Genomic DNA, 12,799 nt, shown 5'->3' with positions numbered 1-12,799 from the left:
CGGGCGCCGCGACGGCGCTGAGCCGTCGTCCCCCGCATCGCATGAGGAGCCGCACCGCCATGGACCGTAACGACGTGCCCGCCTATCCGGTCGGACTGCGCCTCGCCGGACGGCGGGTCGTCGTGCTCGGCGGCGGTCAGGTCGCGCAGCGCAGGCTTCCCTCCCTGGTGTCCGCGGGCGCCGACGTCGTGCTCATCTCGACCTCCGCCACCGCGTCCGTCGAGGCCATGATCGCCGCGGGAGAGGTGCGCTGGGAGCGCCGCCGTTACGCGTACGGGGACCTGGAGGGCGCCTGGTACGTGGTGGTCGCCACCGACGACCCCGAGGCCAACGCCGCCGCCTCCGCCGAGGCCGAGGAGCGCCGGGTGTGGTGCGTGCGCAGCGACGACGCCGACGCCGCCACCGCCTGGACCCCGGCGACCGGGCGCAGCGAGGGCGTGACCGTCGCGGTGCTCACCGGCAGCGACCCGCGCCGCTCGGCCGCGGTGCGGGACGCGGTGGTCGAGGGCCTGCGCGACGGTTCGCTGGCCGCGCCCAGGCGCCGGGCCCGTACGGTCGGCGTGGCGCTGGTCGGCGGCGGCCCCGGCGACCCGGACCTGATCACCGTGCGCGGCCGCAGGCTGCTCGCCGAGGCGGACGTGGTGGTCGCCGACCGCCTCGGGCCGCGTGACCTGCTGGACGAACTGCCGCCGCACGTCGAGGTGATCGACGCCGCCAAGATCCCGTACGGCCGCGCGATGGCGCAGGAGGCGATCAACGCGGCGCTGGTCGAGCACGCCAAGGCGGGCAAGGCGGTCGTCCGGCTCAAGGGCGGCGACCCGTTCGTCTTCGGGCGGGGCATGGAGGAGGCGCAGGCGCTGGCCGAGGCGGGCATCCCGTACACGGTGGTGCCCGGCATCTCCAGCTCGATCAGTGTGCCGGGAGCCGCGGGCATCCCGGTGACGCACCGCGGCGTGGCGCACGAGTTCACCGTGGTCAGCGGCCACGTCGCGCCGGACGACCCGCGCTCGCTGGTGGACTGGGCGGCGCTGGCGAGGCTGCGCGGCACGCTGGTGGTGCTGATGGGCGTGGAGAAGATCGGCGCCATCGCCGCCGCGCTGGTCGCGCACGGCCGGGACGCGGACACGCCGGTCGCCGTCGTGCAGGAGGGCACCACCGCGGCCCAGCGCAGGGTGGACGCCGTGCTCGGCACGGTCGGCGGGGTCGTGAAGGCCGAGGGGGTACGGCCCCCGGCGGTCATCGTCATCGGCGACGTGGTCACGGTGGGCGCGGACCGTGAGTGAGCCGATCACGATCGAGGACCCCGACGACCCGTGCCTGCACGACTACACGTCGCTGACCGACGTCGAACTGCGCCGTCGCAGGGAGCCCGCGGAGGGCCTGTTCATCGCCGAGGGCGAGAAGGTCATCCGCCGCGCGGGGCAGGCCGGTTACCGCATGCGGTCGATGCTGCTGTCGGCGAAGTGGCTCGACCCGTTGCGCGACGTCATCGAGGAGGCGTCCGCCCCGGTCTACGTGGTCAGCCCGGAGCTGGCAGAACGGGTCACCGGCTACCACGTGCACCGCGGGGCCCTGGCCTCGATGCAGCGCCGCCAACTGCCCACCGTCGCCGAGGCGTTGACGGACACCCGTCGCGTCGCCGTCTTCGAGGACCTGGTCGACCACGCGAACCTGGGCGCCGCCTTCCGCAACGCGGCCGCCCTGGGCGTGGACGCCGTCCTCCTCACGCCACGTTGCGCCGATCCCCTCTACCGGCGCGCGGTGAAGGTGTCGATGGGCGCCGTCTTCCACGTCCCCTGGACCCGGCTGGACTCGTGGCCGCAGGACGTCGAGCTGTTGCGTCGGCACGGCTTCGTGACGGCCGCGCTCTGCCTGGCGGAGAAGACGATCACGATCGACGAACTGGCCGCCCGCCGCCACGAGAAGCTGGCCCTGATGCTGGGCACCGAAGGTGACGGCCTGTCAAGTGACGCTCTACGGGCGGCCGATGAGTGGGTCCGGATCCCGATGGCCGCGGGAGTCGACTCCCTCAACGTCGCCGCGGCCTCGGCCGTCGCCTTCTACGCCACGAGGCGCTGAGACCGAAGCCGCAGGCCACGCGGGGCGCTACCACCGCTCAAGGGGGGTGCAGCGCACCCACGCCCCATGGGCGCGGGGACTCTAGTGTGGCTGGCATGGAACGCGAGAACGAACTCGGTGACTACCTGCGCGCCCGCCGTGCGGCGGTCGCCCCGGTGGACGCTGGTCTGCCCGACGACGGGTCCCGGCGGGTGCCGGGACTGCGGCGCGACGAGGTGGCGCTGCTGGCCGGGGTGAGCACGGACTACTACATCCGCCTGGAGCAGGGCCGCGAGCGGCACCCGTCCGAGCAGGTGCTGCGGGCGATCGCCGGGGCGCTGCGGCTGGACGACGCGGCGGCCACCCATCTCTTCCGGCTGGGCCGGCCCGTGTTCGGGGAGGCGGCCGTGACGACCGTGGCTCCGGAGTTGCTGAGGCTGATGGACGGCATGCGCGACGTGCCCGCCTTCGTGGTCGGGGCGGCGCAGGACGTGCTGGCGGCCAACGCGCTGGCGACGCGGCTGTACAGCGGGTTCGCCCGGTACGACAACCTGCTGCGGATGATCTTCCTCGATCCCTTCGCCCGCGAGTTCTACACCGACTGGGACCGGGCGGCGCGGATCGCGGTGGGCAACCTGCGGGCGTCCTCCTCGCGGTTCCCGCGGGAGGAGCGGATCGAGCGGGTCGTCGGCGAACTGAGCGTGCGCAGCCCCGCGTTCGCGGGCCTGTGGGCGCGCTACGAGGTCCGTCCCCGTACGCACGAGGACAAGCACTTCCGGCACCCGCGGGTGGGGGAGATCCGTCTGCACTTCGAGGCGCTCGCCGTCACCAGCGCCCCCGGACAGCACCTGTCCGTCTACAGCGCGGAACCCGGCAGCGCCGACGCCGACGCCCTCGTCCTGCTGGGTCGGCCGGCCGAGCGGGAAGCCACCGGTCCCGCGGAGGCAGCAGAACTCCAGGCCTGACCGCGTCTTCGTCGCCCACGCACCCCCTGTTCCCCTCGAAGAAAAGATGCCTGCCATGTTGCTGCCCTCCGACGAGTCGGGCCGAGGCCGCGCCGTCGTCCTGCTGCACGCCCGTCCCACCGACCGCACCATGTGGGACGCCCACCTTCCGCTGCTCGCCGACGCGGGCGTGCGGGCCATCGCCCTCGACCTGCCCGGCCACGGCGACGCGCTCGTGCCCGACGGCCGCGAGGTGGCCCCCTGGACGGACGTACTCGACACGCTCGACCACCTCGGCGCCGACCGCTTCGTCCTGGCCGGGAACTCCCTCGGCGCCCTGGTCGCGCTCCAGGTCGCCGTCACGGCACCCGAGCGGGTCGAGGGCCTGGTGCTCGTCGGCTACCGGCCCCACGACCTGCCCGCCTCCCCGCGTCTGCGAGCCGCCTGGGACGACGAGAGGACGGCGCTCGACGCCGGCGACCTGGACGCAGCCGTGACAACCGGCGTCGAGGCGTGGACCTCGGCCGGCGCGACCGGCGACGTACGCGCGCACGCGGCCCGTATGCTCCGAAGCCGGCTCACCGAGCAACTCGCCCACGGCGAGCCGTCACTGGCACCGGACCCGCTCGGCGAAGGAGCGGCGGCGCTGCGCACGCTGACGGTGCCCGCCCTGGTCGGTGTCGGCGAACACGACATGCCCGACTTCTTCGAGGGCGGCGAGGGAATCGCCCGCGACCTCGACGCGGGCGAGCCCGTGGTCATCCCCGCCGCGGGGCACCTCGCACCGCTGGAACAGCCCACCGCGTTCTGCGCCCTGCTCCTGGACTTCGTCCGCCGTCTGCCGGAGCGGTAGCGCGTCGGCGGGGGAGGCCGCACCGTACGGACGGCGCGGTGGCGCGGCGGCGCGGTGGCGCGGTGGCGCGGTGGCGCGGTGGCGCCCGGCGTGGGCGCCCGCCTCACCCCGCCGCGGGCAGGTCCACCAGGGTCGCCAGGCGGGTGCGGTGGTGGCCGGGGGTGCCCAGGGCGAGTTCGGAGGACTTGGCCCGCTTCAGGTGGAGGTGGGCGGGGTGCTCCCACGTCATGCCGATGCCCGCGTGCAGCTGGACACACTCCTCCGCGGCGTGGACCGCCGCCGTCGAGCAGTACGCCTGGGCGACGGCGACCGCCACCGGCGCGTCGGGGCTTCCGGTCGCCAGCGCGTCGGCCGCCGCCCGAGCCGCCGCCCGCGCCGAGACCACCTCCAGCCACACGTCGGCCAGCCGGTGCTTCAGCGCCTGGAACGAGCCCACGACCCGCCCGAACTGGCGCCGCTCGCCCAGGTAGCGCACCGTCTCGTCGAGGCACCACTGCGCGACGCCGACCTGCTCCGACGCCAGCAGCCCCGCCCCCGCCAGCAGCGCGCCCTCCAACGCGGCGGGGCCCGAGCCGGCCAGCCGGTGCGCCCTCGCGCCGTCCAGGGTCACGTCGGCGATCGGGCGGGTCAGATCCAGCGGGACCGCCGGAGCGACGCGCACCCCGGGCGTGTCGGACGCCAGCGCGTACAGCCCCGGGCCCTCGGGTCCGGTCGCCGGGATCAGCAGGACGTCGGCCACCGCCGCGTCCGCGACGCTGGTCACCGTGCCGGTCAGCACCCCGTCGGCGTCGGCCCGCACGGTCTGCGGGAACGACACGCCCGGCCCGTACGTCAACGGCACCGCCAGGGTTCCCACCGACGCGCCGGAGGCCAGGTCTTCCAGCAGCCGTGCGACCCGCTTGTCCTGCGGGTCGCACCCCAGCAGCGCGGTGGTCGCCAGCACCGCGCTGCCCAGGAACGGCACCGGAGCGACCGCCCCGCCCAGCTCCTCCAGCACGACCGCCGCCTCCCGCGCCGAAGCGCCCGCGCCGCCCAGCTTCTCCGGCACCAGCAGCCCGGCGAGACCCGAACCGGCGGCCAGCGTCCGCCACAGCCCGAGGTCGTACGGCTCGTCGCTCTCACAGCGCGCCAGCACCGCCGACGCCGGGCAGCGGTCGGTGAGCACGTCCCGCACCGTCGCGCGCAGATCGTCCTCGACGTCGGAGTAGAGCAGATCGGGGGTGGCGCTCATCGGGGCAGGTCCTTCCACGCGACGTCCTTGTCGATACGGGGTTCCGAGGGCAGGCCGAGCACCCGCTCGGCGACGATGTTGCGCAGGATCTCCGACGTGCCGCCCTCGATGGAGTTGCCCTTGGCCCGCAGATAGCGGTACCCGGCGTCGTGGCCGAAGAAGTCGACCGTCTCCGGGCGGGTCATCTCCCAGCCGTGGTAGCGCAGTCCCTCCTCGCCCAGCAGTTCCACCTCGAGACCGCTGACCGCCTGGTTGAGCCGGGCGAACGCCAGCTTCAGCCCCGACCCCTCGGGCCCGGGCGCGCCGACCGCGAGCTGCTGGCGGACGCGTTCCGCGGTGAGCCGGGCGACCTCGGAGTCCACCCACAACCGCAGCAGCCGGTCGTGCAGTCCGGGGGTGCGCAGCTCGGGGCGCTCGCGCCAGGTGGTGGCGGCCACTCCGATCATCCCGCCCTCGCGCGGCACCGCGCCGCCGCCGATCGCCACCCGCTCGTTCATCAACGTGGTCTGCGCGACCCGCCAGCCGTCGCCCTCGTCGCCGAGCCGGTGCGCGTCGGGGATCCGCACGTCGGTGAGGAAGACCTCGTTGAACTCCGCCTCACCGGTGATCTGCCGCAGCGGCCTGACCTCGACGCCGGGCGCGGTCATGTCGCAGACGAAGTACGTGATGCCGCGGTGCTTGGGCACGTCGGGGTCGGTACGGGCGATCAGGATGGCCCAGCGGGCGTTGTGGGCGTTGGACGTCCACACCTTCTGCCCGTCGACCGTCCACGCGTCGCCGTCCCGCACCGCGCGGGTGCGCAGTCCGGCCAGGTCGGAACCGGCACCCGGCTCGCTGAACAGCTGGCACCACACCTCCTCCCCGGTCCACAACGGCCGCAGGAAGCGCGCCTTCTGCTCCTCGGTGCCGAAGCGCAGGATGGTCGGCGCGGCCATGCCCAGGCCGATGCCGATCCGGCGCGGATCGTTGTCGGGCGCACCGGCCGCGGTCAGCTCCGCGTCCACCACGCTCTGCAGGGCGCGCGGCGCGCCGAGACCGCCGAGGCCCTCGGGGAAGTGCACCCAGGCCAGCCCCGCGTCGAACCGCGCCCGCAGGAAGGCCGCGCGGTCGGTCGTGGCCGGGTCGTGCTCCGCCAGGAACGCGCGGACCCGGCGCCGGACCTCCTCCGCGTCCAGCCCGCCCCGGCCGGTGGTGGCCGTCGTCTTCGTGGTCATACGCCGCGTCCTCCCAGACCCGCCGCGTGGGCGGGTCGTCCGTGAGCTAAGCAAGCGCTTGGTAAGCTACCGAACGCGACGGGAGTCCGCCAGCCCCTGAGGTGAGGTGGGTGCGGGGCGGAGGGGGCGACTCCTACGGAGCGTCGGACGGGCTCGCGGCGGCATCGACCGTGGCGTCGTCCGACGCGCTCGCGGTCGCGCCGGACGCGGTCGGGGTGCCCGCCGGTGCGTCGCCGGGCGCCTTCGCGTCCGTTCCGCCCGCCGTCCCACCCGCCGGGTCGCTCGACGTGCCGGAGGGCGTTGCGGCGTCCGTCGGCGAGGCCACCGGCGCGTGGGGGACACCCAGGCCGTGGCTCGGGCCCTGGCAGCCCTGCGCCGCCGCGATGCCCAGCGCCACCAGCAGGGTCACCGTGACGAAGACGATCAGCCGCTGGCGCAGCAGCCTGCGGTCGGGCCGACCGGGACGGCGCCCGGCGGGCGTGCGCGGCGCGGGCGTGCGCGCCGGAGCGCCGCGCTGGGCGGGAGGACGGCCCGGGGCGCGGCCCGCGGGCGTGCGTGCGGAGTGGCCGCGCGGGGGAGTGCGCAGCGACGGCGCCTCGCGTCCGGCCTCCGCCGGGCGACGTTCGGTGCGCTGGTGCGCGTACTCCTCGGCGCGGTGGCCGGTCGGGCGTTCGGGGTGCGGCCCGGCAGCCTTGCGCGGGGCGCCGCTGTCCAGGCCGCGCGCCTCGCGGGCGGCGATCTCGGAGAGGCGTTCCGCGAGCCGCGCCGCGCTCGGCCGGTCACCCGGCTCCTTGGCGAGACACGCGTAGACCAGCGGCGCCAGCGCGTCGGGCACGCCGCGCAGGTCCGGCTCCTCGTGCACCACCCGGTAGAGCATGACCTCGGAACTGCCCTGCCCGAAGGGCGAGTCGGCCGCCGCCGCGTAGGCCAGCGTGGCGCCGAAGGCGAAGACGTCGGTGGCCGGGGTGACCGCCGCACCGCGTACCTGCTCGGGCGCGAGGAAGCCGGGCGAGCCGACCGCGGTGCCGACGTGCGTCAGCGTGCTGGCCCCGGTCGCCCACGCGATGCCGAAGTCGATGATGCGCGGGCCCTTGGGCGACAGCAGGATGTTGGACGGCTTCAGGTCCCGGTGGACCACGCCCGCGTCGTGCACCGCGACCAGGCCCTCGGCCAGCGCCGCGCCGATCCCGGCCACCTCGGCGGCCGGCAGCGGGCCCTCGGCGCCCACCTTGTCGTAGAGCGAGGGGCCGGGCACGTACTGCGTGGCGAACCACGGCCGTTCGGTCTCCAGGTCCGCCGCGACCAGCCGCGCCGTGCAGCCGCCGCGGATGCGCCGCGCCGCGGACACCTCACGGGCGAACCGCTGCCGGAACTCCTGATCCTCCGCCAGCTCCGGCCGGATCACCTTCAACGCGACGCGCTGGCCGCGTTTGTCGGAGCCGAGGTAGACCACGCCCATGCCCCCGGCGCCGAGCCGCCGGTGCAGCCGGAACGAGCCGACGACACGCGGATCCTCGCGCCGGAGCCGCATCATCGTCATCTTTCTTCCCCTACCTCCGGTGGGGAGACCCGAATGTGCTGCCCGCCCGGTCCGTCTGACGAAGCACAGCTTACGGACTGACCGCCCCGGGTGCGGTCAGGCGCCGCCTGCGCCAACCGGCGGATTGTCAGTGGCCGGTGAGACGATCGACGGGTGGGAAGGTCCGCGGGCGGGGACCCCGACGGAGCCTGCCCACGTCACCAACGGACCGTCCACGAAGGGGGATTGACGGTATGAAAGGTGATCGCGTGGAGATAGTGGTCGACGCGGGCGACACCACCCGTACCTACGAGGTGGTGGCCACCCGTGCCGGGCGGCGGGTGGAGACGGCGGTGCGCCGCGGCGTGGTGGAGGTGAGCGAAGTCACCAGAAGTGGATCAGTGGTGCGGACCGCGCGTTTCATGGCGACGCGGGTGCTCGCCCTGGTCGAGCAGCCGGTCCCCAGGACCGACGCCGAGACGGAGGGGGACGCCGAGACGGCGGCGTAGCCGACCCGCTCGGGGAGCGTCCCGGCTTCCGGCGACGGTCGGCCGTGTCCCCCTGGGGGACCCTGAGAGGGGTCGGGGGCGTCTCCACCCAGGGGAGTATCCCGGCCCGTTCCGCCTCATCCTCGGGGAGGCCCGAGAAGGGGTACGACGGCATGACGCCCCGCACTTGCCGCGCGTCTAGTGTGGAGACAAGCGGCGGGCGGAGCACTCGTCCCCCGAGGTCAGACGCCCGCCGCCCCAAGTCGGAGACCACAGCGGGACACACGGGGAGAGCAGTCATGGCGGTGCACACGGCGGCACGGACGGTCAAGCGGGGACGCGACCTGAGGGCGGCCGTGTTCTCCGGCGGACGTCGGTCGGGGACCCGGCATCCGCTGGTGGCCGTCGCCATGGCGGTCCCCGTGGGGGTGCTGCTCGCGGTGTGCGGAGGCTGGCACGCGGTGGTCGTACAGGCGTCGTCCGTGGCCGGGTTGATGGGACGCTGAATTCGAGCGTCACAGGTCCGGGAGAGCGGCCCGGACCGGGGACAAACCGGTAACAGACCCCGTGGGGACGGGGGGCGTACGGACGGCACGGGGCCCGGACATCTGGAGGTGTCCGGGCCCCGAGACTTTTCCGTCTGCCCGTCTGCCCTGCCCACCTGCAAAGACCTCGACGAACGACGAAGGGCGACGCGTTCCGCGTGGTGTACGCGGCTCACGTCGCCCTTCGGCTGGTGGACGATACTGGGATTGAACCAGTGACCTCTTCCGTGTCAGGGAAGCGCTCTCCCGCTGAGCTAATCGTCCGGGACGCACACCCCGCGAGGGGCATGCTGCGTGCGCGATACTGGGATTGAACCAGTGACCTCTTCCGTGTCAGGGAAGCGCTCTCCCGCTGAGCTAATCGCGCGGGATGGTGCCGCAGGGACACCGCTGGGGGATCCTCGCGGATCCAGTGGACGATACTGGGATTGAACCAGTGACCTCTTCCGTGTCAGGGAAGCGCTCTCCCGCTGAGCTAATCGTCCGAGGTGGAGACGGGATTTGAACCCGTGTAGACGGCTTTGCAGGCCGTTGCCTCGCCTCTCGGCCACTCCACCAACGGGGATCACAGGACCCCCATCGAGCGGACGACGGGATTCGAACCCGCGACCCTCACCTTGGCAAGGTGATGCTCTACCAACTGAGCCACGTCCGCGTGTGCCGTGATCCAGGGCGCTCCCGCGTCCCGGCGACGTGTTGAACTCTAGCGGAATTCCGCGCCAGCTCAAATTCCGTTTCCGCAGCGTGCCGGGCGGTGTGAGGGGTCACCACCGGGTGGTCCGCGGCGGTAGCGTCGGGAACGGGACGCGGACGTCGCGGCGGACGCGTGCCGACGTCGTGGGACACCTGGTCATGAACGCGACGACGAACCGACTCCGGTGGAGGGCCGACCCTTGATGATCTGGGTGAACGGTGGACTGAGAGAAGAGGAGAGCGCGACCGTCTCCGTCCTCGACCACGGACTGACGGTGGGCGACGGCGTGTTCGAGACGGTGAAGTCAGTCGAGGGCGAGCCGTTCGCCCTCGACCGCCATGTCGCCAGACTCGCCCGCTCCGCCCGTGGCCTCGGCCTGCCCGAGCCGGACGCCGACGAGGTGCGGCGGGCGTGCCTGGCGGTGCTGGAGAGCAACCCGATGCCGCTGGGGCGGATGCGCGTCACGTACACCGGAGGCGTCTCCCCGCTCGGCTCGGAACGCGGCGACCACGGCACCACCCTCGTCGTCGCCGTCTCCGAGGCGCACCCCCGGCCGGACACCACCGCGGTCGTCACCGTCCCGTGGGTGCGCAACGAGCGTGGCGCGCTGAGCGGCCTGAAGACCACCTCGTACGGCGAGAACGTGCTCGCGCTCGCCCGGGCCCACGAGCACGGCGCGTCCGAGGCGCTGTTCGGCAACACCAGGGACCGGCTGTGCGAGGGCACCGGCTCCAACGTCTTCGTCGTGCTCGACGGTGAACTGCTCACCCCGCCCCTGGAGTCCGGCTGCCTGGCCGGCATCACCCGGCAACTGGTGATCGACTGGACCGGGGCGCGGGAGGCCGACCTCCCGCTGGACGCGCTGGAGCGCGCGCAGGAGGTCTTCCTGACCTCGACCCTGCGCGACGTGCAGGCCGTGCACCGGGTCGACGACCGCGAACTGGCGGGCGCGCCGGGCCCGGTGACCACCAAGGCCATGCGGGTCTTCGCCGAGCGCGCCGGGGCGGAGCCCAACCCGTGACCACCACCTTGCGCCCGGCCGGGCCGGAGTCGCGCGAGCCGGACGGGGGCAGGTCCCGCGACTTCACCGTGTGCGTCAACAGCCGCCCGGTCGGCTCGATCCGGCTGGCCACCGACCGCCGTCACGGTCCTCGTACCGGCCGCGTCGTACGGCTGGAGATCGACGAGCCGGACCGGCGGCGCGGCCGGGGGACCGTCGCCGCGCTCGCCGCGGAGGAGGTGCTGCGCGGCTGGGGATGCCGGCAGGTGGAGGCGAGCGTCCCGGCCGAGGCGCACGCCGCGCTGCGGCTGACGACCGTGCTCGGCTACACCGAACGCAACCGCGCCATGGTCAAGACGCTGGGCGAGGAACCGCCCCTGCCGCCGGGCGTGACCGTCCGCGCCATGGGCGCCGACGACTACGCCGTGTGGCAGGCCCGCACCCGGGACGAGTACGTCGACGACTGGGTCGCCCGTGGCCTGACCCGGCAGCGCGCGGCGGAGCTGGCCGACGCCGACTACGCCGAGACCCTCCCGGAGGGCCACCGCACTCCCGACACGGCGTTGCGCGTACTGGACGCGGACGGCGCCGACGTGGGCTGGCTGTGGGTGCGGCTGCGCGCGGCCCAGGGCCGGCCGGCCTGGGTCTACCTGGTCGAGGTCGCCGAGCCGCACCGCGGCCGGGGCCACGGCCGCACCCTGATGCTCACCGCCGAGCGCGAGTGCCTCGCCGCGGGCGTGCGGTCCCTGGGCCTCAACGTCTACACGGCCAACACCCCGGCGATACGGCTCTACGAGTCGCTGGGCTACCGCCCGACGTCGCACGAGATGACCAAGTCCCTGCTGTGACACCGCGGCGGCGCTCCCCGCGGCCCGGCCCCGGGCGGCCGGGGGAGCGCCTCCGGACGAATTCGCCGCCGCCAGTCGCGCAGCGCCTCCGGACGGTTCGCCGCCACCAGGCGAGCAGCGCCTCCGCACGGTTCGCCGCCGCTAGGCGCGCAGCGCCTCGTCGACGAGCTGCTCGACGCGTTCGCGCAGGCCCTCCTGGCCGTCGCCGCCGTCGAGCCGGATGCCGCCGACGACGTACGTGGGCGTGCCCGTGATCCCGATCGCCCGGCCCTCGGCCTGGTCGGCGTCGACGATCAGCAGGTGGCGGCCGTCGACCAGCGCGGTGTCGACCTCCTCCGCGTCCAGCCCGAGCTTCCCGGCGATCTCCGTCAGCAGCGGCTCGCCCCGCTCGCCCAGTTCCTCGGCCCGCGCCAGCACCGCCTCCAGGTACGGCCACCCCTGACCCTGCGCGAACGCCTCCTCCACGGCCTGGGCGGCGGCGTAGGCGTGGGCGTGCTTGTCGAGGGGGAAGTGGCGCAGCTGGATCTCCAGCGCGTCGCCGTAACGGGCGCGCAGCGCGCGCAGGTCGTCCAGCGAGGCACGGCAGTCGGTGCACTGCGCCTCGCACCAGTACTCGACGACGACCGGGGACGGGGTGGCTCGGTTCATGGCCCCAGTCTCTCAAGCCCCGGCGCGCCCCCGTCACGCCCGGACCGGCACCTGCGAAGGAGGCGCACCCGGAGATCTCCCTGAGGCTGCCGTGAGGGCGTGGCCCGGGCGGCTCCGGCGAGGCACGATGGAGGAGCAGGTACGTCCGTGCGATGGGAGACATCATGTCCGCAACCGGCACCAGGAGTGGTCGGCCGTGCTGACCGCGACCGTGTGCGTGGCCCTGTCCGGCGCGGGCCTCGCGGTGGCCCTGCTGACGGCCTGGCGGCGCCGCTTCCTGCGGGCCGTCCGCGTCGCCGCCGTGTCGTTGCTGCCGGTGGGGCTGTACCTGGCGGGGCTCATCACGATGTTCCGCAAGATCGGCGAGGCGGTCGGTGACTGGGCGGCCGGCCTGGTCCTCAAGCCGTCCGTCTGGCTCGGCTTCGCGGTGCTCGCGCTGGCCGTCCTGCTCTACCTGATCGCCCGCCTCGCCTCGGGCCGTTCGGGACGGCGTGCCGAACGCAAGGCGGCGGCCGGGACGGAGCCCGGGACCGCTGTCGCCCCCGCGGCGCAGCCGGGACCCCGGCAGGTGGAGCCGAAGAAGACGAAGGCGGGCAAGAACGCGTCGTCGGAGTTCGACGACATCGAGGCGATCCTGCGCAAGCACGGCATCTGAACGAACGGCCCCGGAACGATGCGGCGTCTCACTGAGTGAGACGCCGCATCCGCATGCCAGAAAACCACCCCTGCGGGTTCGCGTGTTGGTTGCGGGGGCGGG

General features: G+C 74.2%; 13 protein-coding genes and 5 tRNA genes. 9 read left to right on the top strand and 9 right to left on the bottom strand.

Annotated elements, in window-relative coordinates:
* Positions 1–59: 59 nt before the first annotated feature.
* From cobA to K7472_RS05700, 4 genes are all read left to right on the top strand, one after another.
* Complete coding sequence (cobA, locus tag K7472_RS05715) at positions 60–1,283, top strand: uroporphyrinogen-III C-methyltransferase (RefSeq protein WP_222974639.1); 1,224 nt, start codon at positions 60–62, stop codon at positions 1,281–1,283.
* Complete coding sequence (locus tag K7472_RS05710) at positions 1,276–2,079, top strand: TrmH family RNA methyltransferase (protein WP_222974637.1); 804 nt, start codon at positions 1,276–1,278, stop codon at positions 2,077–2,079. Before cobA ends, K7472_RS05710 begins: the two co-directional genes overlap by 8 nt.
* 95 nt (positions 2,080–2,174) lie before the next feature.
* On the top strand, positions 2,175–3,023 hold the full coding sequence (locus tag K7472_RS05705) for a helix-turn-helix domain-containing protein (RefSeq protein ID WP_222974635.1): 849 nt from the start codon (positions 2,175–2,177) through the stop codon (positions 3,021–3,023).
* A 55-nt stretch (positions 3,024–3,078) separates the two neighbouring features.
* Positions 3,079–3,855, top strand: coding sequence for an alpha/beta fold hydrolase (locus K7472_RS05700; RefSeq protein ID WP_222974634.1), 777 nt, complete (start codon positions 3,079–3,081; stop codon positions 3,853–3,855).
* Positions 3,856–3,958: 103 nt separating this feature from the next.
* Here K7472_RS05700 and K7472_RS05695 read toward each other — a convergent pair whose 3' ends face one another.
* From K7472_RS05695 to K7472_RS05685, 3 genes are all read right to left on the bottom strand, one after another.
* Positions 3,959–5,086: an acyl-CoA dehydrogenase family protein gene (locus tag K7472_RS05695; protein ID WP_222974633.1), complete on the bottom strand. Its 1,128-nt coding sequence runs from the start codon at positions 5,084–5,086 to the stop codon at positions 3,959–3,961.
* Positions 5,083–6,300 (bottom strand): acyl-CoA dehydrogenase family protein, encoded by a 1,218-nt coding sequence (locus K7472_RS05690; protein WP_222974631.1) that lies wholly within the window; start codon positions 6,298–6,300, stop codon positions 5,083–5,085. Before K7472_RS05690 ends, K7472_RS05695 begins: the two co-directional genes overlap by 4 nt.
* Positions 6,301–6,433: 133 nt before the next feature.
* Positions 6,434–7,840 carry a serine/threonine-protein kinase gene (locus K7472_RS05685; protein WP_222974629.1) on the bottom strand — a complete coding sequence of 469 codons (1,407 nt, stop codon included), beginning with the start codon at positions 7,838–7,840 and terminating at the stop codon, positions 6,434–6,436.
* A 233-nt stretch (positions 7,841–8,073) separates the two neighbouring features.
* Between K7472_RS05685 and K7472_RS05680 the strand changes: the two genes are divergently transcribed.
* Complete coding sequence (locus K7472_RS05680; protein ID WP_222974627.1) at positions 8,074–8,328, top strand: DUF8836 family protein; 255 nt, start codon at positions 8,074–8,076, stop codon at positions 8,326–8,328.
* Between the two features lie 278 nt (positions 8,329–8,606).
* Complete coding sequence (locus tag K7472_RS05675; protein WP_222974625.1) at positions 8,607–8,813, top strand: hypothetical protein; 207 nt, start codon at positions 8,607–8,609, stop codon at positions 8,811–8,813.
* 228 nt (positions 8,814–9,041) lie between these two features.
* On the opposite strand, the gene K7472_RS05670 is transcribed toward K7472_RS05675, so the two are convergent.
* From K7472_RS05670 to K7472_RS05650, 5 genes are all read right to left on the bottom strand, one after another.
* Positions 9,042–9,116, bottom strand: a tRNA-Val gene (locus K7472_RS05670).
* A gap of 31 nt (positions 9,117–9,147) precedes the next feature.
* Positions 9,148–9,219: transfer RNA gene (locus K7472_RS05665), tRNA-Val, on the bottom strand.
* Positions 9,220–9,265: 46 nt separating this feature from the next.
* Positions 9,266–9,337, bottom strand: a tRNA-Val gene (locus tag K7472_RS05660).
* A gap of 1 nt (position 9,338) precedes the next feature.
* Positions 9,339–9,409, bottom strand: a tRNA-Cys gene (locus tag K7472_RS05655).
* A 25-nt stretch (positions 9,410–9,434) separates the two neighbouring features.
* A tRNA-Gly gene (locus K7472_RS05650) sits at positions 9,435–9,507 on the bottom strand.
* Between the two features lie 238 nt (positions 9,508–9,745).
* On the opposite strand from K7472_RS05650, the gene K7472_RS05645 reads away from it, so the two are divergent.
* Complete coding sequence (locus K7472_RS05645; protein WP_222974623.1) at positions 9,746–10,567, top strand: aminotransferase class IV; 822 nt, start codon at positions 9,746–9,748, stop codon at positions 10,565–10,567.
* A complete protein-coding gene (locus K7472_RS05640) occupies positions 10,564–11,394 on the top strand; it encodes a GNAT family N-acetyltransferase (RefSeq protein ID WP_222974621.1) in 831 nt (276 codons plus the stop codon). The genes K7472_RS05645 and K7472_RS05640 overlap by 4 nt, the downstream gene beginning before the upstream one ends.
* Before the next feature lie 141 nt (positions 11,395–11,535).
* Here the strand turns inward: K7472_RS05640 and K7472_RS05635 are convergent, their stop codons facing one another.
* Positions 11,536–12,042, bottom strand: coding sequence for a DsbA family protein (locus K7472_RS05635; RefSeq protein WP_222974618.1), 507 nt, complete (start codon positions 12,040–12,042; stop codon positions 11,536–11,538).
* Positions 12,043–12,238: 196 nt separating this feature from the next.
* On the opposite strand from K7472_RS05635, the gene K7472_RS05630 reads away from it, so the two are divergent.
* Positions 12,239–12,697 (top strand): hypothetical protein, encoded by a 459-nt coding sequence (locus K7472_RS05630; protein WP_222974616.1) that lies wholly within the window; start codon positions 12,239–12,241, stop codon positions 12,695–12,697.
* Positions 12,698–12,799 lie beyond the last annotated feature (102 nt).

Origin of the sequence: Streptantibioticus parmotrematis, from assembly GCF_019890615.1 — a bacterium.
Classification (GTDB): domain Bacteria; phylum Actinomycetota; class Actinomycetes; order Streptomycetales; family Streptomycetaceae; genus Streptantibioticus_D; species Streptantibioticus_D parmotrematis.
The sequence above is the reverse complement of the archived record's forward strand: the minus strand, read 5'-3'. Positions and strand labels throughout refer to the sequence as shown.

What these genes read in the sequence shown, in the direction of transcription:
- cobA (WP_222974639.1), top strand. Translation starts at nt 60, where the DNA reads ATGGACCGTAACGACGTGCCCGCCTATCCGGTCGGACTGCGCCTCGCC.
- K7472_RS05705 (WP_222974635.1), top strand. Translation starts at nt 2,175, where the DNA reads ATGGAACGCGAGAACGAACTCGGTGACTACCTGCGCGCCCGCCGTGCG.
- K7472_RS05700 (WP_222974634.1), top strand. Translation starts at nt 3,079, where the DNA reads ATGTTGCTGCCCTCCGACGAGTCGGGCCGAGGCCGCGCCGTCGTCCTG.
- K7472_RS05695 (WP_222974633.1), bottom strand. Translation starts at nt 5,086, where the DNA reads ATGAGCGCCACCCCCGATCTGCTCTACTCCGACGTCGAGGACGATCTG.
- K7472_RS05690 (WP_222974631.1), bottom strand. Translation starts at nt 6,300, where the DNA reads ATGACCACGAAGACGACGGCCACCACCGGCCGGGGCGGGCTGGACGCG.
- K7472_RS05685 (WP_222974629.1), bottom strand. Translation starts at nt 7,840, where the DNA reads ATGACGATGATGCGGCTCCGGCGCGAGGATCCGCGTGTCGTCGGCTCG.
- K7472_RS05680 (WP_222974627.1), top strand. Translation starts at nt 8,074, where the DNA reads ATGAAAGGTGATCGCGTGGAGATAGTGGTCGACGCGGGCGACACCACC.
- K7472_RS05675 (WP_222974625.1), top strand. Translation starts at nt 8,607, where the DNA reads ATGGCGGTGCACACGGCGGCACGGACGGTCAAGCGGGGACGCGACCTG.
- K7472_RS05635 (WP_222974618.1), bottom strand. Translation starts at nt 12,042, where the DNA reads ATGAACCGAGCCACCCCGTCCCCGGTCGTCGTCGAGTACTGGTGCGAG.